The sequence below is a fragment of the Stecheria intestinalis genome (assembly GCF_009696165.1).
Classification (GTDB): domain Bacteria; phylum Bacillota_I; class Bacilli_A; order Erysipelotrichales; family Erysipelotrichaceae; genus Bulleidia; species Bulleidia intestinalis.
In genome coordinates this window covers 69,119-95,512 of record NZ_VUMN01000008.1, presented here as the reverse complement: position 1 = coordinate 95,512, position 26,394 = coordinate 69,119, and the positions used below count along the sequence as shown (strand labels likewise).

The following is a 26,394-nucleotide window of genomic DNA, read 5'->3' as shown; positions in this document are numbered from 1 at the left end:
GAGAGAAAGTCGCAGTCTTTGCATGCGGAGTGATGGTGCAGTCGGCATTAGGCGCAGCAGAGATGCTGAAAGCAGATGGAGTTGACCTCACTGTCGTAGATGTGTGTGCCATCAAGCCGGCAGATGAAGCAGGAATTGTGGAGATCCTGAAGAACCATGAAAAGATCTTCACGGCAGAGGAGCATAACATCATCGGCGGACTTGGAGGAATGATTGCGGAGATCGCGGGAGAGAAGTGCCCGAAGCCGATTCATCGGATCGGAGTGAAAGACCGGTATGCCGAGAGCGGGCCGGCAGCAGGACTGATGAAGAAGTACGGCCTGGATGCCGAGGGAGTATACAAGGAAATCAAAGAGAATCTGTGATCGGGTATGAAAGAACGTGTCTCAGCTGACACGTTCTTTTGTTTTATCCATGATTTCCCGGATCCGATTCCAGTTCTTCTCAGAGTCTTTCTCATCAGATCTCTGCACAAGAACGAACAGAGCATCAAGAACTGCCAGTTCGGAGATTCTGGTCGCATGAGCTTCGGTCCGGTGCTGATCTTCGGCCGCCGGCGTGATCAGGATGGCATCTGCCATTCTGGCAAGCGGGCTCATGGAATAAGCGGTAACCAGGATCATCTTTGCCTTATGTTCGTGAATGGTCTCCGCTAGTTCAATCACTTCCCTGGATCTGCCGGTATGGGAGATCACGACGGCACAGTCGTTCTCGCTGAGCAGAGCAGCATTCATCAGCTGCATGTGGAAGTCCGTGCAGTAATTGCATCGGATGCCAGTGCGTAAGAATTTCTGATAGGCATCCAATGCTACGGCATTGGATTGGCCTAGACCGAAGAAAGTTGTGGAATCGGAGCTGGTAATAATCGCCAGGGCGGTATGGTACTGATGGGGATCTGCCGAAGCATCTGCTTCTTCAAGGGCATGGATGTTTGCCTGGAAGACTTTATGGATGATCGTCTCCTCGCTGTCTCCTTCGAGGATCTTCCCGGATACTTTTTCCTGAGGGTCGTTCTCTTCCGTGAGCAGGGCAATCTTGAAGTCCCGGAAGCCTTCGTATCCGAGCCGTTTCGTGAACTGGAAGATGGTGGAATCAGCCATATCCAGGTGCGACGAAAGATCGCTGATGCTCGAGCGGGAAACCTCCTGCAGGTTGCTCAGCACATAATTGGCTATTTCTTTGTCTTTCGCTCCCATATCGCGGTATGCGGCTTTGATGCGCACCACAGCAGTGGGTCCGGAACTCATTATGATCACCCTCTTTTTCTGCATTATAATCGAAAATTCATACATGCAGACAGAAAAAGATGAAAAATCAAAGAAAATCTGCATGCATGAAACATGCAGACTCAGTTCGGCTCTGAGGAGGACTTCCGGTTTGCCTTGATAAAGTCCAGGACCTCTTCTGGATCATGGGTGGTATCGAGCAGATGGAAGAAGGCCGGCGTATTGAGCATGCCGAGCAGCTCGGACATGCATACCAGATGCGAGGAGTTGTCGGTTGCGCTGAGCGAGAAGATATAGCGAACCGGATCATTCTCCGGGTTTCCGAAGTCGATGCCGAAGTCCATCGCATAGATGCCCATTGAGATGGACAGGGCTCCGTCTTCCGGCTTGGAGTGCGACAGGGCGACGTGCGGAGCGATGACGATATAAGCACGGTTTTTCTTCAGTGCAGCGACCGTAGCTTCAATGTAGTTCTCTGTGATGAAATGATCCTCAAGCAGAGGCTGATAAGCATGGCGGATCGCTTCTTCCCAGTCTGAAGCAGATTCGTGCAGGCGGATCAGATCTGTCCGCACAATGTCTTCGAGATGCAGGGATTCAGGCGGGACAACTGTATGTTTCGGGTTTTCTTCAACCTGGGTGAAATAGGCAGAAAGTTCTGCAGTGAGCTTCTCTTCATTGCGGATGTCGGCGTGCTGACGGATGATGTTCATCACGTTCTCAACGCTCGGTCTGCCTGGTTCCGGCATATTCAGCTGCAGATGGACGTTGTGGATCGTCTGATACTGTTCTTCTGCAGACATGACCGGGTTGACCCGGACAATCGGAATATCCGTATCGTCCAGTTCAGCATAGCGAGTTGCGAAGATGATATCTACCGGAACATCGACATCCCGGAACTGCCGGCTTTCAATCGGGGGCAGGAAGTTCATGTCCGGGAACATGTTCCGCAGCTCGTTATACAGGATGGCAGAGCTGCCGACGCCGTTGGAGCAGATGACCAGGGCGTTTTTCTGCACGATGCCGGTTGCCTTCTTGCCGGCATAGATGGCTGCGAAGTGCATCGTGAGATAGGCAATCTCGTCGGCCGGAATCTCCCCGCCGAACAGGCTTTCGTATGGCTTCATCGTCTCAAAGACGAGTTCATAGAGATCCTGGTATTCTTCGCGGACCTTTTCGGTCAGCGGGTTGTAGATCGGCAGCCGGAACAGCAGACGGTAATAAGCAGGCCGGAAATGAGAATACAGCTGGGTGAATATTTCTTCCTGATTGCTGTAATGCGCTCCGCTCAGCAGTTCGAAGCGGTTCATGATCTTGGCCACGAGACTCGAGATATAGGCTTTATCCTGAGTCTGCTCGCTGAGATCACCATAAGAGATTCCGAGAACCCACGAAGAAATATACTTGATGTCTGCGGGCTTGATCTGATCGGTGTTCTTGTAATTCTCAAGCAGTTCCTGTGTGAAGGCGTATTCCTTCGTGGAATGCATCATGTCGATATTCGGCATGTTCTCAATCTCGCTGGCGGCACTTGCACCATTGGAGATCCGGGCTTTCAGGAACGTGAAGATATAGATGAATTCAAAGAGACGGTCTTCGACGAACTGGATGTGATGTCGTTCTGCCAGTTCCTGGATCACAAGGTTGGAGTATTCATATAGATCCAGGTGATAGTCATCGATGAGCGTATCGAACACGCTGGCGTAGCGGTAGTAGATGATTGTCCGCATCATGAAGCGGCGGATGTTCATCTCGGTCCCGCCGAGGTAGTAGCCTCTGGTCCGGTTGTATTCAAGAGTGATGTCATTCTTGCTCAGATCAGAGCTCATGGTCTTGAGATCCATCAAGGTTGTAGACTTCGAAGTCCTGAGGCGGTCCATGAAGTCATTCAGGGAAACATATTCCAGGTTCAGAAACAGCAGCAGGAACATGTACGCATACCGCTCTTCTTTGTTGAACGAGAAGCGCTCCATGGACTTGGCTTCTTTCATGATCTTCCTGAGGACTTCTCTGGTGTCATCGTGGATGATCAGCTCATTCTCCTGCCGGATCGAGATCGTCGGTATGTTCATGGGTTTCAGAATGGCATTGATCTTGGAAATCCGGTATTTGATCTGCCGCTTGGTCAGACCCGAGCTCTCCAGATCATGAACGGTGATGCCTGGCGTTCTCAGAAGGGAACGAATCGTGGTGAAGGTATCGCTGTCCATAGAGCTATTCTGCTTTCCGGAAAGAGAGCTTGAGCTTATAACGCTTCGCAGCTTCTTCCAGCCGATTTCTCGTTTCTTTCGTCATTGCTTTTGAAAACGGGTAGTTCAGCCCGAAATACTGATGGCCGGACGGGTGAGTGACTTCTTTTCCGGTGATCAGCATCTGCATCGTATGATCGTTCTTCTCGAGCACCGTGATATCGCTGATGCCGGGGTAATCCCATACGAGCGGTTTATGAAAGGTGCGGGGAATCTTCAGACCTTCGGGCGTGAAAATCACGATCGGGGTCTTTACGATGGCCTGATGGAAGTAGGTATACGTATATTTCACTGAGATGACCAGCAGGGTCAGAAACAGAAAGCTGATTAAGGCATTGCCGGCAAAATAGAACTGTGCAGCCAGGTACCAGGAAAGGAAGAAAATTGCAAACCAGAGCAGACCGAGCAAAGCATTGCGCGTCCGGTCGCTTTCAATCCGGATTTCAGATTCACTCATAAGGGAAGCCTCCGTATTAGTATTATTATAGGACATAAAAACAGGAATCTATGATTCCTGTTTTCGCAAAACTGACTAAAAGTATTCAGGCAAGTTTATAGAAGCGGAGCATCTCCATAATCTGTGCATCCTGATCCGGGGTGGAGTCATGTACCGGTCTTCTTGCCGGTCCGACTTCTGCGATGCCTGCCAGTTCGACAGAACGCTTCATCATGGACGGAACCGTGCCGAGCTTCAGAATGGCACGCAGCACATCGATGTCTTTCTGCAGCTGTTCTGCTTCTGCTGTATTGCCTGCTTTCAGATCTTTCCAGAGATTCACGATCGTATCGACGATGACATTGGAGGTTCCTGCTACGCATCCGGATGCCCCGAGTGCATATGCCTTGGAGATCTTGGAATCAGATCCGACCAGGACCTTCATCTTTGTGCCTTTGGCGGCATCGAGATAGCCCTGCAGATTCTCCATATCTCCGGAGGAATCCTTGATGCCGAGAATGTTCGGGCATTCCTTTGCAAGGCGGGAAACGACGGAAGCAGGAATATTGCAGCCGGTGGACTTCGGGATGTTGTACAGCATGACCGGAATCTTCACGGATTCTGCGACAGCCTTGTAGTGATCGAACAGCTCGTCATCGGTCGGCTTGATGAAATACGGGGTGATGACAGACAGCACGTCTGCACCAGCTGCTTCCATGTCCTTTGCAAGAGCGATGGTTTCCTTGGTGGAGCATGCACCAGCACCGGCATAGACCGGTACTCTGTGATTGACGACTTTGACGACCGCCTTGACGAATTCTACCTTCTCTTCATGCTCGCATACATGGAATTCCCCATTGGAGCCAAGCGGGAAGATTCCGTCTACGCCATGCTCAATCAGATGATTGACGAGCTTTTCCATCGCCTCATAGTTAATGGACTGCTCTGAATCGCGATGGAACGGAGTGACGATCGGGGTTACTACGCCTTCAAACATTGCCATGGGGTTACTTTCCTTCTTTCTGTGCATCCAGGATGCTCTTGCCGAGTGATCCTCCCGGATGCCACTTCACATACTGATCCGGGGTGAGCTTCTTCTCGTTCTGCAGCAGGATGCTGAGACTCTGCAGCATCAGTGCTTCCGCCAGAATGGAAGCACGCGGAGGCTTGTTCATGGAATCGCCTTCCTGCTTGACGCCAGCCGTGAGGCAGACGTCTCCCTGCTTTGCCAGCCAGCTTTCCGGATTGCCGGTCACGCTGATGATCTTAGCGCCGTTCTTCTTGAGAGCAGTGACGGTTGCCTTGAGCTCTCCGGTTTCGCCGGAATTCGAGATGGCGATAACCACATCTCCCGGGACCACCTGGCCGGAGGATCCGTGCACGGCTTCGGTGCCGTGGAGTTCATATGCCGGAGTTCCGGTGGAACTCAGAAGGGAAGCGATGTAGCCGCTGAGATGCCCCGGCTTGCCGATGCCGGTGACATGGACGCGGTTGTTTCTGGATTCTGCGTCGAGAATCAGATTCTTTGCGTCAGTCAGGGCTTTGATATCGATCGTGTCTTCAAATGCCTTGATCTGCTCGTTGACGATGTTCAGGAATTCCTGAACCTGTGCCTTTTCATTTGCCATAAGTGATGGATCATATCCTTTCTAAAGATTCGGAAGAAAAATGAGGGCCTGGACGAATGCCCCAAGCCCTCATGGAATTATCACCGGATTAGTGGAACAGTCCGAGGATGAAGTTCAGAACGCAGCCCACGACGTTGTAGTCGACGTTCGGGAAGGAAGCTCCGGCGATTCCCAGTGCTGCAAATGCAGGATAGAGAATCAGCGGCAGCATTGTCGTGCAGAATCCGAGCAGGAGTCCGCCGAGCAGTGCGCCCTTGACGCCGCCGTAGATGCTTCCGAAGACACCGCCGGTACCACCGGAGAAGAAGCAGATACCAGCAGCCGGGATCATAATGGTCTCAGAATGTGTAGCAACCATGATACCAGTAGCGATCAGGCCGCCGGCAACAGCACCGACGAATCCGAGCAGAACTGCATTCGGAGCGAACGGGAATACTGCCGGGCAGTCAACTGCAGGCTTGGAGTTCGGGATCCACTTTTCGGAAATTCCGACGAATGCTGCAGTGATCTCAGCGATGAACTGACGGACACCATAGATCAGGACGCTCATGCCAGCTGCGAACTGGAGGCCTTCAATCAGCGGCCAGATGAACCAGATGTCGTTTCCGGAAGAAGTCTGAACAAGTTCGAATGCATCGCCGCCCTTGACAGCGCAGGCAATGACAGCAACATAGAACAGAACGACCATGAACAGTGCAACGGAGAAGACGAAGTCACGGAACAGACCGAGCCAGCCCGGGAGATCAAGTTCAGAAACATCCTTGCCCTTGTGCTCGCCGTTCTTGCCGCCTACGAGCTTGCCGATGTAGCCAGCCAGCGTGTAGCCGATCAGGTTGAAGTGGCCCATTGCGATGTCATCAGAACCTGTGAGTTTGTTCATGAATGGCTGAGCAATGGTAGGAAGAGCTGCGCCGCAGAAGCCGAGGATGATGCCGCCGACCAGAATGGTAACTGCTGCCGGAGCACCATTAGCGATGAAGACGAGTGCGATGACGCAAGCGAAGTACAGGAAGTGCTGACCTGTGAGGAAGATTGCCTTGAACTTCGTGAACTTTGCAAATACGAGGTTTGCTGCGAAACCGACAACCATGCAGAGAGCAACTTCAGTACCATAAGTATCGAGAGCCAGAGCAGTTGCGATTTCAACCTGTGTGGTGACACCGGTGATTCCGAAGCCAGCCTGGAACAGAGACATGAAGGTATTGACAACTCCGCTCATTGCACCGGATCCGATGTTGAAGATCATGAATCCTACGACGGTCTTGACAACGCCGTTGATGGTGTCTTTCGCACTCTTCTTCTGAAGCAGAAGACCGATGAGTGCAATGATTCCCATGATAAGAGCTGTATCTCTTACCTGAGCAACTAATGCATTTAACATGATGTGATTTTCCCCTCTCTTTTTATGAGATTAATGAATGAAGCTGTGAATTACAGTGCGCCCTTTGATTTCAGGAATGCTTCGAGCTTTTCCTTCATCTCCGGCTTGGATACGATGTTCGTGATTCCTACACAGTAGAGCTCCGGATGATCTTTCGCGAGGTCTTCTGTGAGATCAGACATCGTGATGACCAGGTCGCCCTTGAAGTAGGTCAGAGAATCCAGATTGCCATGCTCGGTTTCGATTGGGTAATGGTTCTCAGAGATTACCTGGTCTGCTTTGATCTTCAGCAGAGTACTGGATCCCATTCCGGCTCTGCAGCAGACTAATGCGTGATAAACCTTTGCCATTCAAGCTTCCTCCTTTCCTTTTGTGAGATAGTCATACACTTCATGACTGTTCTTCGCCGTGTCAAGCATCTTGTAGAATGCTTCATCTTCCAGCAATTCGGACAGGTCCGCAAGCGCCTGCAGGTGCTTGTTGTTATCTGTTGCACTCAGACAGAACAGATAGCTGACCGGATCATTGTCCTTGTTGNCGAATTCGACCGGCGTGTCGAGCGTGGTGATGCCGATTGCGCATTCCAGGGCACCGCTCTCGGGACGGGCATGCGGAAGGGCTACGTGCTTGGTGATGACGATGTATGGTCCGTATTCATGGACCCCTTTGACAATGTCATCAACGTAGCTTTCTTTCACTTTCCCCGTTTCCACTAAGGGAGCTGCAGCTTTGCGAATTGCGTCTTCCCAGCCGTCCGCATGGACATGAAGCTGGATCAGGCGTTCATCCAGAAGGTCTTTTAACATATTTTCTCCTGTCTATGTCTGCTCGCTGCTATATCCAAACTATAGTTTCAGATTGCAGGTCAGACAATTCTTTTTGAGTTCATTTTTTGTAAACGCTTAGAACAAAAATTAAACTCTGTTCAGCATTTGTTTCAATTTTCTCAAACTCAAGACAAAAATTACACTCAGTCCTGATGAGAAGCGCGGTAGTCCTCAATTGCCTTGCGGACCTTTGCAGCATTTGCAGCGATGTCATCAGAAGGTCCCTTGGTCAGCAGACTTCCCATGCCCATGAAATCAACACCGCTCTCCAGCCACTCATTGATGTTGTCCAGGCTGATTCCGCCGGATGCCATGATCGGCATGAACGGCGTAGGAGTCTTGAAGATCTTCACGAGCTTCGGACCGTAAAAGTTTGAAATCGGGAATGCCTTGATGAAGGCAGCGCCCCAGGTCAGGCCATTGATTGCTTCCGTGACGGTTGTGCAGCCAGGTCCGTAAGGAATCTGGTAGCGATTGCACATCCGTGCGACTTCTTCATCCGCATTGCAGGAGATGATGAAGTCTGCACCAGCCAGGATGGCGATGCGGGCAGTTTCCGGATCGAGCACGGTGCCGGCCCCGGCAATGATCTGATCTCCGTACTTTTCCTTGACTGCTTTGATGCAGTCGGCAGCGTCATTGTTGGTGAAGCTGATTTCCATGCAAGGAAGTCCGCCCTTCACCAGGCCGTCTGCAATTTCAAGGGTACGCTTGACATCGGCACGTACAACTGCGAATGCACAGATGTCGTACATTCTCTGAGTGATACTAGCTTTCTTGAGTCTCATAATCCCTCTCCTTTTCCACTTACAATGTAATCTCAAAGGCCATGACTACCAAATGCTTTTCAGATCATCTTTTGTTCAGATACAGGACAGAAATCAGACTTTGGTCTGGCCGGCTGTCAGATCTTCGGATCTGTCGGTTCCACTGTTTTCAGAATGTGTTATCTTGAGATTAACTAGGAGGGTTCCTGCATATGATCTATACCATCACGCTGAATCCGGCAGTGGATTATCAGATGGAGTTTTCTGATCCGCTGCATTCGAAGGGAGTCAATCTTGCAGACCATGCATATCTCCATGCGGGCGGAAAAGGCAACAACGGATCGATGCTGCTGAGCAATCTCGGCATTCACAGCACGGTGCTTTCGTTTCTCGGCGGGTTTACCGGGAGCTATATCAAAGAACAGATCGGTTTCTATTCTTTCATTGATAACCAGAGCACGAAGATCAGTGAACCGAACCGCATCAATGTCAAAGTCAAGGACGGACCGGAATATGTGCTGAATACAAAAGGACCTGCTATTCCGGAAGAAGCTCAGCAGGATCTGCTGTCGCATCTGGATCATCTGAAGAAAGAAGACTATGTAATGATCTGCGGCCGGGCTGCCAATGGCATTGATGTCACGTTCCTGTATGAGATTGCCGACCGGGTCAATGAGGCCGGGGCGAAGCTGATCATGGATACGGCTGACTGCCGGCTGGAAGATCTGGTCTACTGCAGTCCGTTCCTGATCAAGCCGAATCTGGAAGAGCTCAGCGAACTTCTGAAAGAAGAAGTCACCATGCAGAACTGCGCAGCAGCGGTTGAGAAAGTCCTGCAGAAAGGAACGGAGAATGTGCTTCTGACGATGGGAGCCCAGGGCGGATACTTTGACGGGAAGCTTGGAAGGTTCGTGCTGAAGTCTCCGGAGGTTCCGGTCATCAGCACGAATGGTGCCGGAGATGCGGCGCTGGCTGCGTTTATAGGAACATATCAGTCGTCCAAGAATGCCGAAGAAGCATTGAAGATGTCCATGGCGGCGGGAACTGCTTCGGTGCAGACCGAAGATATTCCGGATTATCAGTCGATCATGGCTGCTTACAATGAAGTGAAGATCAGCAGAATCTGACATCGGGGAAGCTTGCAGATGCAGGCTTCCTTTTTTCAGCTCAGAGGAAGAAAACGCTCTCATCATCCATGCTTGAAGTGAATTTCTGAACAAAGCAAATAGCCTATTTAGAATGCGGAAAGATATGTTAAAATGCGTAGCGCATTCTTTTTAATATAGGAAGGAGCAACTTTATGAAGTCATGGAAACTCATGATGAAATCCCTGCGCGAGTACAGGAGAGCGACGTATCTGACTCCGATCATGGTCATCGGTGAAGTCGTCTTCGAAGCCTTGATTCCGTATGTGATTTCACTGCTTGTCAATGACGTGAAAGCCGGATGCGGGATGGACCGGATTCTGCATTATGCATGGATCCTGCTGGCCATGTCGTTTGCGTCTCTGCTGTTCGGGTATCTGGCAGGTGTCTATTGTTCTCAGTCTTCGTGCGGGTTTGCGAAGAATCTCCGTCATGACGTGTTTTACAAGATCCAGGATTTCTCATTCGGGAACATTGACAATTTCTCGTCTGCTTCGCTGGTGACGCGTCTGACGACGGATATCCAGAATATCCAGCAGGCCTGGATGATGATCATCCGGACCGCATTCCGGGCTCCGCTGAATATCATCTTCTCCTTTGCAATGGCATATATCATGGGAGGTTCCATGGCGATGATATTCCTGGTCGTTATTCCGATTCTCGGCATCGGCCTGTATGCGATCAACAAGATTGTCATGCCGATCTTCAAGAAGGGCTTCCCGAAGTATGACAAGCTCAACAATTCGGTAGAAGAGAATATCAAGGGAATCCGGGTCGTGAAGTCGTTTGTCCGGGAAGACTATGAAAAGGAAAAGTTCAATGCGGCTTCTGAGGATATCAGAACAACCTTCACGAAGGCAGAACGGATTCTTGCACTGAACAATCCGCTGATGCAGGCATGCATCTATGGGGTCATGCTGTTCGTGCTGTCCAAGGGTTCTGAAGCGATTATCACGACCAATGGTACTGCTCTGGATATCGGACAGTTCTCGACACTGCTGATCTACAGCTTCCAGATTCTTGTTTCGCTGATGATGCTGTCGATGATCTTCGTCATGATTACGTTCTCTGAAGAGTCTGCACAGCGTGTCTGCGAAGTGCTGCAGGAACAGAGCACGCTGACTTCTCCGGAAAATGGTCTGAAGGAAGTCAAGGATGGTTCCATCGATTTCGACAATGTCCGTTTCAAGTATTCGGCTGGTGCAGATCGCCCGGTTCTGGATGGCATTGATCTGCATATCAAGTCTGGTGAAGTCATCGGCATCATCGGCGGTACTGGTTCTTCGAAGTCTTCGCTCGTTCAGCTGATTCCGCGTCTCTATGATGCGACAGAAGGAACCGTAAGGGTTGGCAAGGAAGATGTGCGCGATTATGATCTTGTGACACTGCGTGACAGTGTTGCCATGGTTCTGCAGAAGAACGTGCTGTTCTCCGGAACGATTGCGGACAATATCCGCTGGGGAAATAAGGAAGCCACCGATGAAGAAGTGCGTGAGGTGTGCCATCTTGCCTGTGCTGATGAATTCATCGATCAGATGCCGGATGGATACAATACCTGGATTGAACAGGGCGGCACCAACGTATCCGGCGGACAGAAGCAGCGTCTCTGCATTGCAAGAGCGCTTCTGAAGAAGCCGAAGATCCTGATCATGGATGACAGCACGAGTGCAGTGGATACGAAGACTGATGCACTGATCCGCAAGGCAATGCGCGACTATATTCCGGAAACCACGAAGATCATCATTGCTCAGCGTACTTCTTCCGTGGAAGATGCTGATCGGATTGTCGTCATGGACGGCGGAAAGATCAATGCCATCGGCACGAGCGAAGAACTGCTCCGCACGAATGAGATCTACCGTGAAGTCTATCTTTCCCAGAATAAGCAGGGAACCGAATCCATTTCAGAAGAAGTTCCGGCTGGAAAGGAGGCATTAGCATGAGACAGAAAAAGCTGAAGAATGCAGGGGCTTCCGTCAAGCGCCTGATCAAGCTTCTCTATAAGTACAATCCGAAGCTGATGCCGATGATCATCATTCTGATTGTGGTCAATGCTGTGATCTCGGCACTGCCTTCGATCTTCCAGCAGAATGTCGTCGCTGTGATCCAGGAAAGCTGGGAAACAGGAATGACCTGGGCAGATGCGCGCCCGCAGATCATGCATTATGTCACGATCCTGGCAATCCTGTATGCATGTTCCCTGCTTGCAAGCTTCGTCTACAACCAGATGATGGCAGTATTCACGCAGGGATCGCTTGCTAAGATCCGCGGAGAACTCTTCTCTCATATGGAGAGTCTTCCGATCCGCTACTTTGATACGAACAAGCGCGGTGATGTGATGTCGTATTATACGAACGATGTCGAAGCGCTGAGACAGATGATTTCCCAGTCCTTCCCGCAGCTGCTCATCTCGGCTATCACGCTGACCACGATTCTGTGCATCATGATGTATTACAGTGTCTGGATGGGTCTGGTCATCATTCTCGGATCTCTCGTTTCCATTCAGATCACGAGAAAAGTCGGCGGCAAGTCGGCGCGCTACTTCATGGCGCAGCAGAAGGCAGTCGGTGCGACAGAAGGTGTCATTGAAGAAATGATCAATGGTGAGAAGGTCATCAAGGTCTTCAACCATGAAAAGGATTCTGAAGCAGACTTCGATCGTCAGAATGAGGCACTCTTTGAAGCATCCTATCAGGCAAACAAGTATTCCAATACGCTGATGCCGGTTCTGAATAATGTCAGCTACATCATCTATGTGCTGGTTGCAGTATTCGGCGGAATGTTCCTGGAATACAATATTCCGAATCTCTCATTCTCGGGTCTGCCGTTCTCGATTGCGGTCATCGTTCCGTTCCTCGGCATGAGCCGTCAGTTTGCTGGCAATATCCAGCAGATCTCTCCGCAGATCAACTCGGTGGTCATGGGCCTGGCTGGTGCAGAGCGCATCTTCCAGCTCATGGATGAACAGCCGGAGACTGATGAAGGCTATGTCACGCTCGTCAATGCGACAGAGAAGAATGGGGTTCTTGAAGAAACAGATGAGAATACCGGTCTCTGGGCCTGGAAACATCCGCATCAGGCAGATGGAACTGTCACCTATACGCCTTTGAAGGGTGATGTCCGTTTCTATGATGTGACGTTTGCATACAACCCGGATAAGATCATCCTGCATAACATCACGCTGTATGGCAAGCCTGGTCAGAAGATTGCGTTTGTCGGTGCTACCGGTGCCGGCAAGACAACGATCACGAACCTGATCAATCGCTTCTATGACATCGAAGATGGCAAGATCCGGTATGATGGCATCAACATCAACAAGATCAAGAAGTCTTCCCTGAGAAAGTCTCTCGGCATCGTGCTCCAGGATACGGTCCTGTTCACCGGAACGGTGATGGAGAATATCCGCTATGGCAGACTGGAAGCGACCGATGGCGAATGCATCGCTGCCGCGAAGCTTGCTGGTGCAGATGGATTTATCCGCACGCTTCCGCAGGGCTATCAGACGATGATCAGCGGAGATGGTTCCAGTCTTTCCCAGGGTCAGTGCCAGCTGCTTGCCATTGCCAGGGCAGCAGTTGCAGATCCGCCAGTCATGATCATGGATGAAGCCACTTCTTCGATTGATACTCGTACCGAGCAGATTGTTCAGAAGGGCATGGATGCTCTGATGAAGGGCAGAACCGTATTCGTCATTGCGCATCGCCTTTCCACCGTCAAGAATTCCAACGTGATCATCGTGCTTGATCATGGACATATCATTGAGCGAGGAACCCATGAAGAACTCCTTGCTGAAAAGGGAGAATACTATCAGCTCTATACTGGCGCATTCGAACTCGAATAAGCACATGCATCCCCGCAAGTCTGATGACCTGCGGGGATGTTTTCCTTCAGAAGAACCCGGCAAAGCATGCATTTCTGCTCCTGAAGAAAGCTGAGCAGCTAAAAAAGGCGCTGTCTTCACAGACGGCGCCTGAACGATCAGCTTCTAACGGTTTATTCAGTTTCCGAGTGTCTTCTTGAAGAATTCACCAGTCTTGTTTGCGGCGTCATACAGGCTGTGGAAATCTTCTTCTGAGAACACGTTGAAGGTATGATCCATTCCCGGAATGTAGTAGACTTCCGATTCCGGATTGGTGCTCTGATCAGCGATCTTCTTTGCCCAGGCAGGATCTACGGTCGTATCGTTTTCGCCGGCAATGGCAAGCACCGGTCCGGTATAAGCGGAGAACACCTTCATGACATCTGTGTTTCTCACGTCTTCACACCACTGTTTCGAAACTGCAACCGGATCGCGGAAATCAAACTGCATCATGAAGTATCCCTGTTTTTCTGCGGTCTCGTAATCTTCATCTGACAGCATATCGCTGAGATCCGGTGCGCCTGCCCAGAGAACGACAGAATCAAATTCCGTGGTTTCTCCGGCTGCGAGCATTGCGTCCGTTCCGCCCTGTGACCAGCCCATGACACCGGCTTTCACATCACTGCCGACCTGCTCGATCAGATAGTTCTTTGCGGCAACTGCGTCCTTGACTGCTTCATCGAAGTCATACAGGGTGGGATCTGCTTTGGAATCCCCATAGCCAGGGAAATCAATCCGGATCGTCGCAATCCCGTATTTCTCTGCCAGAACCGGTGCAGCCATGAAGTATCCGTTGCCGGCTTCATTCTTGGTGGAACCGGTTCCGTGCATCATGACTACTGCGCCGCTGATCTCTCCTTTCGGAATGCAGGTGATTGCTGGCATCTGATAATCATCTACTGGGATTTCGACATAGGTTTCCTGGTAGGCATCCGTTTCTTCATTGATAGGTTCATGTTCCTGAGCGGCTTCTGCAGACTCAGAAGGCTGTGCAGATGCAGTTTCTGCTGCGGCAGATTCGGAAGCGGCTGGTTCAGAGGGTTCTTCAGAAGCAGATGCTTCGGAAGAAGAACCGGAACATCCGGCAAGCAGTGAGAAAGCAAGCAATGCACTCAATCCTGAAAGGTATCTTTTCATATTCCTTTCCTTCCTTTGTACAGAATAAGATATTCTCCTTTGGACTGCAATCACGATAGAGAGTATCAGAAACCGGATTCTTCAGAATCTGCGGTAGAATCATTCCGGAGAACCGGAACAGGTGGTTCCTGGTTCTGATAAGAGAGGGAAAGAATATGTCATTATTGATCAAGCTATCTGCAACTCTGGTTGCCCTGGAATTTCTGTATATCATGTATCTGGAGACGTTTGCCACAGCGTCAGAAAAAACTTCGCAGGTATTCGGAATGGAGATTGAGGAACTGAAGCGGAAGTCAGTCAATACGCTGTTCCGGAACCAGGGAATCTACAATGGTCTTCTGGCTGTGCTGATTCTGCTTGCAGTATGGGTATTTGCCAGCAGAACTGCAGTGATCATCCTGATGTGCTATATCATTGCAGTGGCACTTTATGGAAGTGTTACCAGCAATCCGAAGATCATTCTGATGCAGGGCGGTCTTGCAATTGTGACACTGTGCCTCTGCCTGATCTTCTGAGTCCATTGCAGAAAAGTCCGGATCTTCGGAATCGATTCTGCGCTATATTAGAGGAAAGAACGGAAGGAGAAACTGGATGGAATACAGAAAATTCGGAAATCGCTATCTGGTGCGGATGGACCCGGGAGATGAGGTGCTTGCCAAGCTCACGGAATTCTGCAGGACAGAAAAAATCGCACTTGGAGAAGTGCGGGCGCTCGGTGCAGCGGATGATCTGGTACTCGGCGTGTATGATACGCAGGTGAAGAAATACTTCAGCAAGGAATATACAGGAGCTTATGAGATTACTTCTCTGTTCGGAACGATTACAGAAAAAGACGGAGAAGTCTATCTGCATCTCCACCTGGCTGCGTCCGGGGCAGATGGAAATGCCATCGGCGGCCATCTGAATAAAGCTGTCATCAGCGGCACTCTGGAGATGGTCGTGGAGCCGATGGAAGGACATGCAGAAAGAGCAGTGAATCCGCTGACTGGCTTAAATGACATTGCGTTCTGAACTAACGGTTTCTTACGATTGACACTGCCGTTGAAACAATTGCGATTGCGGTTGCGGCTGCTCCGACAAAATTCAGAATGAAGAGATCGAAGATTGCATAGAGAATTAGGTAGATCAGGAAGGCCCATCTGAGTGCAGTCTGATTATGGCTGATGCGGAAGATTGAAAACGTATAGAGGCCATTGGCAATGACTGGCAGATAGCCAAGCAGTCCGAGATTGTTGAAGGCGATTCCAAGCACAATTCCAAGAATCAGGATGATCCATTCCAGAATATCGGAATGGATTTTTCTGATTGCGAGAATGTTGCGGACCAGAGCAAGCGAACTCTGCACGACTGCACTGTATCCCTTCAGAACCAGAGAGCTGGCTCCGTAGAACAGCTGACTGAAGCACTGGAAGGTCAGCATCTTTTCGCTGGATTTCTGGTTGCTGCTGATGGAATCGGTGAACATCGCACCGAGGCTGAATAAATTGCCTAATATTACTGAAGATAACATGAATTGTGGTTCCTTTCATTTCTGCCGCAGGAGAATATTCTGCAGATCTTCCGGCAGCTGGCTTCTGATATGGATGGGGACATCTGTCCGGGGATGGCGGAATTCTGCTTCTGCACAATGCAGGGCTGGCCGTTTCAGCAGAGACTGATCGCCGCCATACAGTTTATCGCCAAGCAGAGGATGTCCTGCTGCAGCAAGACCGGAGCGGATCTGATGAGTTCTTCCGGTTCTGATCTCAATGCGCAGAAGAGCATATGACGGGTACTGATGAAGTACCTGGTAATGGGTGATGCAAGGTTTTCCGGTTTCTGAGACGGAGTTGCCGCGGATTCCTTTCTTCTTTTCCATGGTGTAGAAGAGCGTATCTTCCTGCTTCGGGAATACTCCGGAAGCGATGGCAAGATAATGTTTCTGCACCAGGTGCCTGGTTTCCATCTTCCTGGCGGTCTCTGCATTTCTGGCATAGATCATGATGCCCGATACTTCCCGGTCCAGTCTGCCGATGGTGCGGATGATGAAGGAGGGACCGTATCGTTCCTTCAGCATGGTTCCGAGATTGTCTTCCGGATGTTCTTTTTCCGGGTGGCAGGACAAACCTGCAGGCTTGTCGAGAATTACAAGATCATCATCTTCATAGAGAATTTCAGGAAGCGCGATTCTGGTTTCCAGCACATCGCCGCAATGTACTGCTGCTGTCAATGGGGCTGGCTGGCCGTTAAGAAGAATTGACCGGGAAGTGTGAAGCCTGGTCAGTTCTCTTCTGGAATAGGTTTCTTTCAGAAGGTCCTTGATGCGCATGCCTTCTTCTGTTTTTTCAATCTTGATCTTAATCTGATGCATGACTCTATTTCAGCAGAGATTCTGCTGGTTTAAAATATACAGAATGAATAGAAAGCAGGAAACCGGAAGATGCTGAATCCTTACTCAAGAACAGAACTCGTCATTGGCAGGGAAGCCGTTGAAAAGCTTCATCACTCCAGAGTGGCCGTATTCGGCCTTGGAGGAGTGGGCGGCAGTGCGGTTGAAGCGCTTGCTCGCAGCGGGGTAGGAACGCTTGATCTGATTGATAACGATCAGGTATGCATGACGAACCTGAATCGTCAGCAGTTTGCGACGGTGCATACGGTCGGCAAGCAGAAGACGGATGCTGCGGAAGAGCGGATCCATGATATTGATCCGGCCATCATCGTTCATAAGTATCCGGTCTTCTATCTGCCCGAGAAGAAAGATCTGTTCCCATTCAGCGAATGGGATTATATCATCGACTGCATCGATACGGTGACTGCAAAACTGGATATCATCGAAGAAGCCAAGCATCTGAATATCCCGATTCTTTCCAGCATGGGCTGCGGAAACAGACTGGATCCCTCTCAGCTCAGGATTATGGATCTCTATGAGACGAGCGGCGATCCGCTCAGCCGGATCATGCGGCATGAATGCCGGAAAAGAGGGATTGAGTCGCTGGATGTAGTCTGTTCTTTAGAAGAACCTGTGAAGCCGATGGCTGGCGATGCCAGCGATGCGAAGAATCAGAGAACTGGCTCGAAGCGGAGATCCATTCCAGGTTCTACTGCTTTCGTGCCGCCGGCTGCCGGAATTCTCGCAGCATCGTTTGCGGTGAGGAAGCTGATCCAGGAATAATCAGAAGAAGTTCTTCTTCCGCTTCTTTGCGGCTGAGACGAGATCAAAGTCATTCAGGTAGTTCAGATCCAGTCCCTTCACGATGTCCAGGGCACGGTTCAGATATTCATCCGTCAGGAAGTGATCCGGCTGATGGATGTCCATGCCGATGATCACCGGGCATCTCTTTTCGGCAAATACTTCAAACATCGTCCTGGTCGGGTAGGCATAGCGATCGCCGTCTTCATAATGGCGCCAGCCATAGTCGCGTACGCCGCTGCCGCAGTTGAGTTCCAGGGGCATGTCATAGCGAAGTGACAGGTCTGCAATCTTCTCTGCCAGAGTGCGGACGCTCTCGTCCAGGCGCGGATAGCTCCACAGGCAGACGTCCGGGTGGGCGATATAATCGCAGAGTCCATGCCGGCAGGCTTCTTCCAGGCAGTCAAAGTATTGATCCAGTTGTTCTGCTTCTGTTAAGTCATAAGAGCTGAAGCCATGGAAGGAAAGGCAGTGCTGACCGAGAATGCAGTATTCCATCTCCTTGCGCCAGCGTTTCAGAGTCTCCCATTGGCTGGGATAGTATTCTACTTCCATGCCCAGGTGGATCTCGATGGTTCCTGCGTATTTCTCTTTCAGGGCAGTAATGCTGGAAACGTAATCATCATAAAGCTCGATCGGCATGCAGTCACCAGGAGTCGGAATCGGATAGGGAGCGTGATCGCTGAATCCGAGAATTTTCAGACCAGCCTTGACGGCTGCCTGAACGTACGCTTCATCTTCTCCCTCTGCGTGGCCGCAGCGCTTGGTATGTGTGTGCCAGTTCGTTTGAATCATAGCTATTTTCTCCGTAGAGATTATACATGGATTCTTTGTCCGGAAGCATTCGGATCGCAATATTTCAAGAGTTTGTTTTCAGAATGTTCCTGCTAGAATTGCTGTAGCTTGAGGAGGATACGCGAATGGCAAAGAAGACAGATGATCGTCTGGATGAAATACTGAAGAAACTTGATGCGGCAGAGAAAGAATTTGATGAGAAGTTCAGCCAGTCAGGGCTGGCAGATCTGATTGAGAAACAGAACGCATCTCAGGGACATTGAGAGCAGGCAGAAGCCTGTTTTTTTATGAAATCCATGGTTCTGTATTGACTTCTATTGCAGGAGATTTTATATTAGTTGCGTACATATGAACAATTGTTCATATGAAAGGAGATTGCGATGTCAGAATATCGGCTGAAACTGGAGGGGCTTGACTGTGCAGCATGCGCAGCAAAACTGGAAGGGCAGATTCAGAAGATTGAGGGAGTGAATCATGCTCAGGTTGATTTCATGACTCTGACTTGTACGTATGACTGCGATTCAGAGAAAAAAAAGGAAGTAGAACAGAAGATCAGGGAAGTCATTAAGGAAGAAGAACCTGATGTCGTGGTTTCCGTGATTCCGGATGCCCGGCATACGCATCAGGTGAAACTGCATCTGGAAGGTCTGGACTGTGCCGACTGTGCTGCAAAGCTTGAGGGAAAACTTGCAGGGATTCCGGGGATTTCCAATGTTCAGGTCAGCTTTCTGAATCTGTCTGCAGTATATGAATGCGAAGCATCAGAAGATGCAGAGATTGAGAAAGAAGTACGCAGGATCATTGCAGAAGAGGAACCGGAGGTGCAGGTAAGCAGGATTGCTGCAGGAAAGAAGGTTGTTTCCAGATTTCATCTGGAAGGACTGGATTGTGCAGACTGTGCAGCCAAGCTGGAAAGAAAGATTGCAGAAATTCCGGGGATTGAGCATGTGCAGGTAGATTTCATGACCTTGTCTGCGTCGTATGAGTGTGCTCCGAAGGATGATCAGAGAATTGAAGCAGAGATGCGCAGGATCATTGCCGAGATGGAACCGGAAGTGATCGTCACTCGGCTGGAGAAGCTGGCGGGCATGCCGGCAGAAGAGGCAGAAGAGGACGAGGATTCTGAGACAGTTCTGAAGCAGATCATCATCGGTGCTGTTCTGCTGCTGATCGGTGTGTTCTTCCAGGGAACGGTCAGAAATGTTCTGTTCCTGGCATCGTATGTGGTGCTTGGATATCAGATTCTGATCCGGGCGGTGAAGAATATCGGCAGAGGTCAGCTGTTTGATGAGAACTTTCTGATGGCGGTGGCGACTGTTGCGGCGATCTTCCTTGGTGATTATGCTGAGGCGGCAGGGGTCATGCTGTTCTACCAGATCGGAGAATACTTCCAGGATCGGGCTGTCGCAAAGTCCAAAAAGTCGATCGGCGATCTGATGAATATCAGACCGGATTATGCGGTCGTATCCAGGAATGGAGCATTTATCCAAGTAAGTCCGGAAGAAGTGGAGATCGGTGAGATTGTAAGAGTGAAGCCGGGTGAGAAGATTCCTCTGGATGGGGTGATCGTAAAGGGAAGCTCAAGCCTGAATACTGCATCTCTGACAGGGGAATCCAAGCCGAGAGATGTGGAGCCTGGCGATGAAGTGATCAGCGGTTCCGTGAATGAGACTGGTCTATTGGAGATCAGAGTCACAAAGGAATTCGGAGAAAGCACGGTCGCAAAGATTCTGGACCTGGTTCAGAATTCGCAGACGAAGCGGGCAAAGGCAGAAAACTTCATCACGAAGTTCTCAAGAGTCTATACGCCGATTGTTGTGTTCTCTGCAATTGCAGTAGCAGTCATGGTCGGTATTTTCACCAGGAACTGGAGCGAGGGAATCTATCGGGCATGTACGTTCCTGGTCATTTCCTGTCCGTGTGCGCTTGTGATTTCAATTCCGCTGAGCTTCTTTGCCGGAATTGGCGGATTGAGCTCCAGAGGTGTTCTGGTCAAGGGTGCAAACCTGATTGAGACTCTGGCAAAGACCGAACAGGTTGTTATGGACAAGACCGGAACTCTGACCTCCGGGACCTTTGCTGCAGAAGAAGTTCTGACCGATCAGGACCAGAACAGAGTCCTGGAAGATGCAGCATATGCAGAATGCTATTCCAATCATCCGATTGCTGAAGGAATCCGTAAATCCTACGGAAAGAAGATTGAGGAAAGCCGGATTTCGGAAGTTCAGGAAATTCCCGGAAGAGGCGTGCGCATGAAGCTGGATGGTGCGCAGATTCTGGCAGGCAATGCCCGGCTCATGCAGGAAGAAAACATTCCGTTCACCGAATGCAGTATGCCTGGTTCTCTGGTCTATGTGGCAAGAGATGGAGCTTATGAAGGCTGCATTGTTCTGAGAGATCAGCTGAAACCGGATGCGAAGAAAGCAATTGCCGGATTGAAGAAAGCAGGAATCCGGACTGCAATTGTCTCCGGGGATTCGATGGAAGTCACCAGCATGGTTCAGGATCAGCTGGGCGCGGATATGGCTTTCGGCGAATGCCTGCCGGATCAGAAAGTTGCAAAGCTGGAAGAGCTGAAAAAAGGATATGTGACCGCATTTGTCGGTGATGGCGTCAATGACGCCCCGGTTCTGACTGTGGCAGATATCGGCATTGCCATGGGTGCACTTGGCAGCGATGCAGCTATTGAAGCTGCGGATGTGGTCATCATGGATGATCAGCCTTCGAAGATTGTTCTGGCAATCGATGGGGCAAAGCGGGTTCTGAGGGTGGCCAATGAAAACATCTATGGTGCGATTACCATCAAAATTCTGACCCTGGTTCTCGGTGCGCTCGGGATTGCGAATATGTGGTGGGCAATTTTCGCGGATACTGGAGTAGCAATGCTGTGCGTGCTGAATTCCATGCGTTTATTGAAAATTGCGGAGAAGAAGTAACGTGCTTGCGGGTTCCTGATCGGGACCCGTTATTTTTTATTTTCTGTCAAGAGGAGAAAGTTTCTGATTTCTGCATTATGATGAAGGCAGAGTCACCAGGAGTACCCTGGAAGAAAGCGAGCAGGAAGGAGGCATTCAATATGTGTACCTGCGCAACGTATCAGACAAAAGATCATTACTTCGGACGCAACCTGGACCTTGAATTTTCCTATCAGGAATCGGTGACGATCACCCCGAGAAATTTCCCGATTCCATTCCGCAGAAAAGAAACCATGACTTCTCATCATGCAATGATCGGCATGGCTTTTGTATGCGGCGGTTTCCCGCTCTATTATGACGCCACTAACGAATATGGTCTTTCCATGGCGGGCCTGAACTTTCCGGGCAACGGCTATTTCCCGGATCCGGCTGGAGATGGGAAAGATGAGATTTCTCCGTTTGAATTCATTCCCTGGATTCTCGGCCAGTGCAGAAATCTCGAAGAAGCAGAGTCCCTGCTGAAGAAGATCCGTCTCGTCAATATTCCTTTCAGCAAGGAGCTCCCGATCACGCCGCTGCACTGGATGATCACGGACCAGACCCGCTCCATCGTGGTGGAGTCCGTCAGAGATGGCATTCATGTCTATCCGAATCCCGTCGGGGTCATGACCAATAATCCGACCTTTGATATTCAGCTGTTCCGTCTCAATGACTATCGCAATGTCTCTGCTGCTGCTTCTCCAGCAAAGTTCGGTCCCGGTGCAGAACTGGATGAATACAGCCGCGGCATGGGCGGTATCGGTCTGCCGGGTGATCTTTCTTCCGGATCCAGATTCGTGAAGGTGGCCTTCACAAAACTGAATTCCATCTCGGATGATTCAGAAGATGCTTCAGTCAGCCAGTTCTTCCATATTCTCGGGTCTGTCGAACAGCAGAGAGGCTGCTGTGATCTGGGAGAAGGAAAGTATGAGATCACCATCTATTCTTCCTGCTGCAACATGGATCGGGGAATCTATTATTACCGGACTTATGATAACAGCCAGATCTCAGCAGTATACATGCATCACGAGAACCTGGACGGATCAGAAGTCATCTCTTATCCGCTGGTGACCAAGCAGCAGATCAATGAGATTAACTGATTCAGCACAGATATCATAAGAGAACGAAACAGGCCACTTGCATGCAGGCGGCCTGTTGTTTTTACCCCGAAGAATTTTACTGATACCGCTTATAGGCGACAACAGCGATCAGCGCTGTGGTCAGCGAGAGAATCGCGGTGATTCCATGTCTCAGCACATCTGTATGATCGGCTGTATCAGGAACGAGATTCAAGGTGCTTGCAGATGGAGAGCTGTCGCCGCCGGAACTATTCGTATCTTCGGTGACGGTCGTCTTTTCTGCAGGCGTATGATGGTTCGTAATCGTGAATCCTTCGGCAGCATTTCCGGAAACGGAAGAAGTATAGCCATCGATGCTGGTGACTTCTTCTGCGGTATAGACAATCTCAGTACCGCTCTTCATCTGATCCAGATTATCCCAGGTGTATGTCCAGTTTCCATCGCTGTTCAGCGTTACCGGATCACCAGATGCCTTTCCGTCAGCATAGAGCTGAACCTGTACGCTTTCCGGGCGGATGCCATCCTGGTTGTTTCCATCATCCCAGACTTTCGTGACCGTTACGCTGGTCTTTCCAGGAGTATAGGAATTCGTGATGTCATAGCCGGTGATCTCAGTACTGTAATCCGGTACAGCATCTTCAATGACAGAATAGGAGATCTCATGGCCATCTCTGTACTTCGGAAGATCGTTGAACGAGTAGGCCCAGCTGGTTGAGGAATTCACCACGGTGCTGCGTACTTCATTGCCATCAGCCAGAAGCTTCACCGTGATATGGTCCGGCCTCTTTCCATCCTGATTGTTATTGTCATCCCAGGTCTTGGTTCCGACGATGCGCTTGATCTCCGGAGTATGGGTGTTGGTGATTGTGAATCCTTCGGCAGCATTTCCGGAAACGGAAGAAGTATAGCCATCGATGCTGGTGACTTCTTCTGCGGTATAGACAATCTCAGTACCGCTCTTCATCTGATCCAGATTATCCCAGGTGTATGTCCAGTTTCCATCGCTGTTCAGCGTTACCGGATCACCAGATGCCTTTCCGTCAGCATAGAGCTGAACCTGTACGCTTTCCGGGCGGATGCCATCCTGGTTGTTTCCATCATCCCAGACTTTCGTGACCGTTACGCTGGTCTTTCCAGGAGTATAGGAATTCGTGATGTCATAGCCGGTGATCTCAGTACTGTAATCCGGTACAGCATCTTCAATGACAGAATAGGAGATCTCATGGCCATCTCTGTACTTCGGAAGATCGTTGAACGAGTAGGCCCAGCTGGTTGAGGAATTCACCACGGTGCTGCGTACTTCATTGCCATCAGCCAGAAGCTTCACCGTGATATGGTCCGGCCTCTTTCCATCCTGATTGTTATTGTCATCCCAGGTCTTGGTTCCCGAAATCGTAACAGAGGTGTGATTTGAAATGCTGAAGGTCTGAACGGATGCGCCTGTTGTGGAGAAGGTGGTGCTGTCATTCGGATAGGTAACGGTATAGGTTTCTCCGTTAATAGTCGCTGATGCAGCGTTGGCGATCTGATTGCCGTTATCATCGAGCTCCGCGATCGTGTAGACATCGTTCGTGTTAAGGCCGGTGAATAATGGCTGATTTTCTGCTTCTGTAACACCGTTTTCCGTTCTGAGGTATGTCAGTTGTCCGTTGGCATTGGAGATCGTGAGGGTCTGCAGCAGTTGTCCGCCGTAGTACAGACCGAATCTGAAATCTCCAGACGGAAATGTCACCGGATCATTGCTTGTTCCATCGTAGAAATTCTTGCTGATGCGAACGGAAGTTCTGCTGTTCGGCCAGGTATAGTCGTATTCAGTCCCGGTATAGTAGATGTTGGCAATACTTGCTAAGTCGTTCAGAACACTTGTATTCCAGACATCAGCGCTATCGGTACTATTATTCATATCTTTCGGGTAAACCGTTACGTTATTGATTGTCTTTGTTCGAAAGATGCCAATATAAACAGGATCACTGCTTCTGATATACCCGGTCGGAGCAGATGTTTCAACAATGCTGTAAATCTTGTTGAACTGCAGTTTATAAGAGCTGCTGCTTGCTCCGAAGGTTACAGTTCCATCAGCATTGCTTGTTTCTGTGGCAACAGCATTACCTGTACTTTCAAATGTCTTATCGGTTTCAGAGTATGTCGTCTCATACAGTGAGAACTGTGCCCCTTCCAATGTCTTCAGAGCATTCTGACTGTCTACTTTTGTAATTTTGATGATGGGAGTGGTACCGAAGTCAATAGACCCAGCTGCTTCAACCTTTACTTTTGTTGCAGACCACTTGCTTTTCGATGACCGGTATCCGTACCAATATGCTTCATTAGAAATAGTTTCGATAGTTGTTCCGAGAGGCGCCTCTATGGTTGCGTCATAGCTGATAATTAATTTCTTGTTATCTGGTATCACCAGAGTCAAGGTGTGGGCGCTGTTATCTATCTGGTAAGTGAATGAAACATTTTCCGTGGAATCGGCCGATTCTTTTACCTGCAGAGAAGAGAGGTTAATATCCAGATTTTCTGAATAACTATCTACAAGAGTCAGTGTATCAGAGTTCTCCAGGAGATCTTCTCCTCTCGGGTTTACTGTCATTGTGAAACTTGTCTGAAGCTGATTGGAGGTGCTCAGAGTTGTGCCGGAAATATCACTTCCAGATTTGTTTTTAGTGATGGAATCGGTGACTGCAATTTTCGTCTCTGTGCTGCTGGAATTAACCAGGCTTCCTGCAGTGCTATAAACGTTCATGATATTAGTGAACGTCTTCCCGGTGCCTTTCAGTACTTCAGGATCAGTGACGCGCATTACGATCTGAATCTGAATATCGCGAGTGCCAACTGAATCCTCAGAATCAGTGTCACGGCTGAGATTTGAAACCTCTATTTTGATCGTTCTGGTTGATGAATCATAATAACCATAAGCACTCTTGCGGAGATTTCCTGCAGTTGCTGCACCGGCATTGCCGTCCAGAGCGGCATTCTTTACACCGATATCTACCCAGTTATCACCAAGATTGGTAATCGGAGCAATCTCAGGCTGGAGTGATGGATCATCTTTTTTCGTGCTCCAGAAATATTTGGCAGTCCAGAAATAGCGCACATAGACCGGTTCCATACCTTCCGGAACTACATCTTCCAGACGGAGCGTTCCTTCTTCATTGCCTGCATAGTTCACTACCAGACGATAATCGACATAGGTGCCGGAGGAAAGATACTGAGTGCTTCCATCTGCAGTGGCCCAGGATAACAGAATCTTGTCAGAAGGCTTATTTCCTCCGGAGACCTGAGTTACACCTGACCAGGTTTTGCTGGAAGCATCGTAATTTCCGAATTCTCCTACTTCTTTGAAGTTGGTTCCATCTTGTGCAATTTTCATCGATGCGGAATTTACGGAAGTGAAAGATTCATTTGAACTATTGCGCATGCTCAGGCTGTTGATGAAGGTTGCAGCAGGCCGTGCCTGGGTTGTGCTGAATGCATTGGCATTTGGTTCAGTGCGGACGATGATGTAGAGCTGCTGATTGTTTAGATCAATTGCTTTATTGAAGGTAAAGATGCCAGCATTGCCAGACACACCCCAGGTCCAGCTGTTATCAGAGACTTCAGTGAATAAATTGTTATTCTGAATCTGACTGATCTGTGTATAAGCAGAAGTCAGCGCGTCCGCATTCTCAAAAGTTGTGAGACATTTTTTCTATTTTAATTTTGGTATTAATTAGTAATACTATTAATATTTATTTCAAATATC

24 protein-coding genes are annotated in these 26,394 nt (G+C 49.7%); 10 read left to right on the top strand and 14 right to left on the bottom strand.

The window, feature by feature from the left end; genetic code table 11:
• On the top strand, positions 1-365 hold a 365-nt coding region (locus tag FYJ51_RS05060), incomplete at its 5' end, for a transketolase C-terminal domain-containing protein (RefSeq protein ID WP_328597264.1).
• 21 nt (positions 366-386) lie between these two features.
• On the opposite strand, the gene FYJ51_RS05055 is transcribed toward FYJ51_RS05060, so the two are convergent.
• The 9 genes from FYJ51_RS05055 to FYJ51_RS05015 form a co-directional block, all read right to left on the bottom strand.
• Positions 387-1,247, bottom strand: a complete 861-nt coding sequence (locus FYJ51_RS05055; protein WP_205946193.1) for a MurR/RpiR family transcriptional regulator — start codon at positions 1,245-1,247, stop codon at positions 387-389.
• 101 nt (positions 1,248-1,348) lie between these two features.
• A complete protein-coding gene (locus tag FYJ51_RS05050) occupies positions 1,349-3,436 on the bottom strand; it encodes a BglG family transcription antiterminator (RefSeq protein WP_154503958.1) in 2,088 nt (695 codons plus the stop codon).
• 4 nt (positions 3,437-3,440) lie between these two features.
• Complete coding sequence (locus tag FYJ51_RS05045) at positions 3,441-3,932, bottom strand: hypothetical protein (protein WP_154503956.1); 492 nt, start codon at positions 3,930-3,932, stop codon at positions 3,441-3,443.
• Between the two features lie 85 nt (positions 3,933-4,017).
• The gene (dapA, locus tag FYJ51_RS05040) at positions 4,018-4,914 is read right to left on the bottom strand and encodes a 4-hydroxy-tetrahydrodipicolinate synthase (RefSeq protein ID WP_456243037.1); all 897 of its coding nucleotides are present in this window, start codon (positions 4,912-4,914) and stop codon (positions 4,018-4,020) included.
• 4 nt (positions 4,915-4,918) lie between these two features.
• Entirely contained in the window at positions 4,919-5,539 is a 621-nt protein-coding gene (locus FYJ51_RS05035; RefSeq protein ID WP_105304780.1) for a KpsF/GutQ family sugar-phosphate isomerase, read from the bottom strand.
• 88 nt (positions 5,540-5,627) lie between these two features.
• Complete coding sequence (locus FYJ51_RS05030; protein ID WP_105304779.1) at positions 5,628-6,920, bottom strand: PTS ascorbate transporter subunit IIC; 1,293 nt, start codon at positions 6,918-6,920, stop codon at positions 5,628-5,630.
• A 50-nt stretch (positions 6,921-6,970) separates the two neighbouring features.
• Positions 6,971-7,270: a PTS sugar transporter subunit IIB gene (locus FYJ51_RS05025; RefSeq protein ID WP_105304778.1), complete on the bottom strand. Its 300-nt coding sequence runs from the start codon at positions 7,268-7,270 to the stop codon at positions 6,971-6,973.
• Positions 7,271-7,726 (bottom strand): PTS sugar transporter subunit IIA, encoded by a 456-nt coding sequence (locus FYJ51_RS05020; protein ID WP_154503954.1) that lies wholly within the window; start codon positions 7,724-7,726, stop codon positions 7,271-7,273.
• Positions 7,727-7,890: 164 nt separating this feature from the next.
• A complete protein-coding gene (locus tag FYJ51_RS05015) occupies positions 7,891-8,535 on the bottom strand; it encodes a beta/alpha barrel domain-containing protein (protein ID WP_154503952.1) in 645 nt (214 codons plus the stop codon).
• Between the two features lie 191 nt (positions 8,536-8,726).
• On the opposite strand from FYJ51_RS05015, the gene FYJ51_RS05010 reads away from it, so the two are divergent.
• The 3 genes from FYJ51_RS05010 to FYJ51_RS05000 all read left to right on the top strand — a co-directional run bounded on the left by FYJ51_RS05010 (position 8,727) and on the right by FYJ51_RS05000 (position 13,497).
• Entirely contained in the window at positions 8,727-9,641 is a 915-nt protein-coding gene (locus tag FYJ51_RS05010; RefSeq protein WP_154503950.1) for a 1-phosphofructokinase family hexose kinase, read from the top strand.
• 173 nt (positions 9,642-9,814) lie between these two features.
• Positions 9,815-11,599, top strand: a complete 1,785-nt coding sequence (locus FYJ51_RS05005; protein ID WP_154503948.1) for an ABC transporter ATP-binding protein — start codon at positions 9,815-9,817, stop codon at positions 11,597-11,599.
• On the top strand, positions 11,596-13,497 hold the full coding sequence (locus tag FYJ51_RS05000) for an ABC transporter ATP-binding protein (RefSeq protein ID WP_105304773.1): 1,902 nt from the start codon (positions 11,596-11,598) through the stop codon (positions 13,495-13,497). The genes FYJ51_RS05005 and FYJ51_RS05000 overlap by 4 nt, the downstream gene beginning before the upstream one ends.
• A gap of 156 nt (positions 13,498-13,653) precedes the next feature.
• On the opposite strand, the gene FYJ51_RS04995 is transcribed toward FYJ51_RS05000, so the two are convergent.
• On the bottom strand, positions 13,654-14,652 hold the full coding sequence (locus FYJ51_RS04995; RefSeq protein WP_154503946.1) for an alpha/beta hydrolase family protein: 999 nt from the start codon (positions 14,650-14,652) through the stop codon (positions 13,654-13,656).
• 155 nt (positions 14,653-14,807) lie between these two features.
• On the opposite strand from FYJ51_RS04995, the gene FYJ51_RS04990 reads away from it, so the two are divergent.
• A complete protein-coding gene (locus FYJ51_RS04990) occupies positions 14,808-15,167 on the top strand; it encodes a DUF1304 domain-containing protein (RefSeq protein ID WP_154503944.1) in 360 nt (119 codons plus the stop codon).
• 76 nt (positions 15,168-15,243) lie between these two features.
• Positions 15,244-15,663 (top strand): PPC domain-containing DNA-binding protein, encoded by a 420-nt coding sequence (locus tag FYJ51_RS04985; protein ID WP_154503942.1) that lies wholly within the window; start codon positions 15,244-15,246, stop codon positions 15,661-15,663.
• Between the two features lies 1 nt (position 15,664).
• Here the strand turns inward: FYJ51_RS04985 and FYJ51_RS04980 are convergent, their stop codons facing one another.
• Positions 15,665-16,162 (bottom strand): YgjV family protein, encoded by a 498-nt coding sequence (locus tag FYJ51_RS04980; protein ID WP_154503940.1) that lies wholly within the window; start codon positions 16,160-16,162, stop codon positions 15,665-15,667.
• 15 nt (positions 16,163-16,177) lie between these two features.
• Entirely contained in the window at positions 16,178-17,002 is an 825-nt protein-coding gene (locus tag FYJ51_RS04975; RefSeq protein WP_154503938.1) for an RluA family pseudouridine synthase, read from the bottom strand.
• A 69-nt stretch (positions 17,003-17,071) separates the two neighbouring features.
• Here FYJ51_RS04975 and FYJ51_RS04970 point away from each other — a divergent pair, with 69 nt between their 5' ends.
• A complete protein-coding gene (locus tag FYJ51_RS04970; RefSeq protein WP_154503936.1) occupies positions 17,072-17,803 on the top strand; it encodes a tRNA threonylcarbamoyladenosine dehydratase in 732 nt (243 codons plus the stop codon).
• On the opposite strand, the gene FYJ51_RS04965 is transcribed toward FYJ51_RS04970, so the two are convergent.
• Entirely contained in the window at positions 17,804-18,616 is an 813-nt protein-coding gene (locus FYJ51_RS04965; protein ID WP_154503934.1) for a histidinol-phosphatase, read from the bottom strand.
• 125 nt (positions 18,617-18,741) lie between these two features.
• On the opposite strand from FYJ51_RS04965, the gene FYJ51_RS04960 reads away from it, so the two are divergent.
• The 3 genes from FYJ51_RS04960 to bsh all read left to right on the top strand — a co-directional run bounded on the left by FYJ51_RS04960 (position 18,742) and on the right by bsh (position 22,670).
• Positions 18,742-18,879 (top strand): hypothetical protein, encoded by a 138-nt coding sequence (locus FYJ51_RS04960; RefSeq protein WP_154503932.1) that lies wholly within the window; start codon positions 18,742-18,744, stop codon positions 18,877-18,879.
• Positions 18,880-18,996: 117 nt separating this feature from the next.
• Positions 18,997-21,552, top strand: a complete 2,556-nt coding sequence (locus FYJ51_RS04955; protein ID WP_154503930.1) for a heavy metal translocating P-type ATPase — start codon at positions 18,997-18,999, stop codon at positions 21,550-21,552.
• A gap of 140 nt (positions 21,553-21,692) precedes the next feature.
• The gene (bsh, locus tag FYJ51_RS04950) at positions 21,693-22,670 is read left to right on the top strand and encodes a choloylglycine hydrolase (protein ID WP_154503928.1); all 978 of its coding nucleotides are present in this window, start codon (positions 21,693-21,695) and stop codon (positions 22,668-22,670) included.
• A gap of 76 nt (positions 22,671-22,746) precedes the next feature.
• Here the strand turns inward: bsh and FYJ51_RS04945 are convergent, their stop codons facing one another.
• Complete coding sequence (locus FYJ51_RS04945) at positions 22,747-26,220, bottom strand: Cna B-type domain-containing protein (protein ID WP_154503926.1); 3,474 nt, start codon at positions 26,218-26,220, stop codon at positions 22,747-22,749.
• Between the last annotated feature and the right edge of the window lie 174 nt (positions 26,221-26,394).

What these genes read in the sequence shown, in the direction of transcription:
- FYJ51_RS05055 (WP_205946193.1), bottom strand. Translation starts at nt 1,247, where the DNA reads ATGAGTTCCGGACCCACTGCTGTGGTGCGCATCAAAGCCGCATACCGC.
- FYJ51_RS05050 (WP_154503958.1), bottom strand. Translation starts at nt 3,436, where the DNA reads ATGGACAGCGATACCTTCACCACGATTCGTTCCCTTCTGAGAACGCCA.
- FYJ51_RS05045 (WP_154503956.1), bottom strand. Translation starts at nt 3,932, where the DNA reads ATGAGTGAATCTGAAATCCGGATTGAAAGCGACCGGACGCGCAATGCT.
- dapA (WP_456243037.1), bottom strand. Translation starts at nt 4,914, where the DNA reads ATGGCAATGTTTGAAGGCGTAGTAACCCCGATCGTCACTCCGTTCCAT.
- FYJ51_RS05035 (WP_105304780.1), bottom strand. Translation starts at nt 5,539, where the DNA reads ATGGCAAATGAAAAGGCACAGGTTCAGGAATTCCTGAACATCGTCAAC.
- FYJ51_RS05030 (WP_105304779.1), bottom strand. Translation starts at nt 6,920, where the DNA reads ATGTTAAATGCATTAGTTGCTCAGGTAAGAGATACAGCTCTTATCATG.
- FYJ51_RS05025 (WP_105304778.1), bottom strand. Translation starts at nt 7,270, where the DNA reads ATGGCAAAGGTTTATCACGCATTAGTCTGCTGCAGAGCCGGAATGGGA.
- FYJ51_RS05015 (WP_154503952.1), bottom strand. Translation starts at nt 8,535, where the DNA reads ATGAGACTCAAGAAAGCTAGTATCACTCAGAGAATGTACGACATCTGT.
- FYJ51_RS05010 (WP_154503950.1), top strand. Translation starts at nt 8,727, where the DNA reads ATGATCTATACCATCACGCTGAATCCGGCAGTGGATTATCAGATGGAG.
- FYJ51_RS05005 (WP_154503948.1), top strand. Translation starts at nt 9,815, where the DNA reads ATGAAGTCATGGAAACTCATGATGAAATCCCTGCGCGAGTACAGGAGA.
- FYJ51_RS05000 (WP_105304773.1), top strand. Translation starts at nt 11,596, where the DNA reads ATGAGACAGAAAAAGCTGAAGAATGCAGGGGCTTCCGTCAAGCGCCTG.
- FYJ51_RS04995 (WP_154503946.1), bottom strand. Translation starts at nt 14,652, where the DNA reads ATGAAAAGATACCTTTCAGGATTGAGTGCATTGCTTGCTTTCTCACTG.
- FYJ51_RS04990 (WP_154503944.1), top strand. Translation starts at nt 14,808, where the DNA reads ATGTCATTATTGATCAAGCTATCTGCAACTCTGGTTGCCCTGGAATTT.
- FYJ51_RS04985 (WP_154503942.1), top strand. Translation starts at nt 15,244, where the DNA reads ATGGAATACAGAAAATTCGGAAATCGCTATCTGGTGCGGATGGACCCG.
- FYJ51_RS04980 (WP_154503940.1), bottom strand. Translation starts at nt 16,162, where the DNA reads ATGTTATCTTCAGTAATATTAGGCAATTTATTCAGCCTCGGTGCGATG.
- FYJ51_RS04975 (WP_154503938.1), bottom strand. Translation starts at nt 17,002, where the DNA reads ATGCATCAGATTAAGATCAAGATTGAAAAAACAGAAGAAGGCATGCGC.
- FYJ51_RS04970 (WP_154503936.1), top strand. Translation starts at nt 17,072, where the DNA reads ATGCTGAATCCTTACTCAAGAACAGAACTCGTCATTGGCAGGGAAGCC.
- FYJ51_RS04965 (WP_154503934.1), bottom strand. Translation starts at nt 18,616, where the DNA reads ATGATTCAAACGAACTGGCACACACATACCAAGCGCTGCGGCCACGCA.
- FYJ51_RS04960 (WP_154503932.1), top strand. Translation starts at nt 18,742, where the DNA reads ATGGCAAAGAAGACAGATGATCGTCTGGATGAAATACTGAAGAAACTT.
- FYJ51_RS04955 (WP_154503930.1), top strand. Translation starts at nt 18,997, where the DNA reads ATGTCAGAATATCGGCTGAAACTGGAGGGGCTTGACTGTGCAGCATGC.
- bsh (WP_154503928.1), top strand. Translation starts at nt 21,693, where the DNA reads ATGTGTACCTGCGCAACGTATCAGACAAAAGATCATTACTTCGGACGC.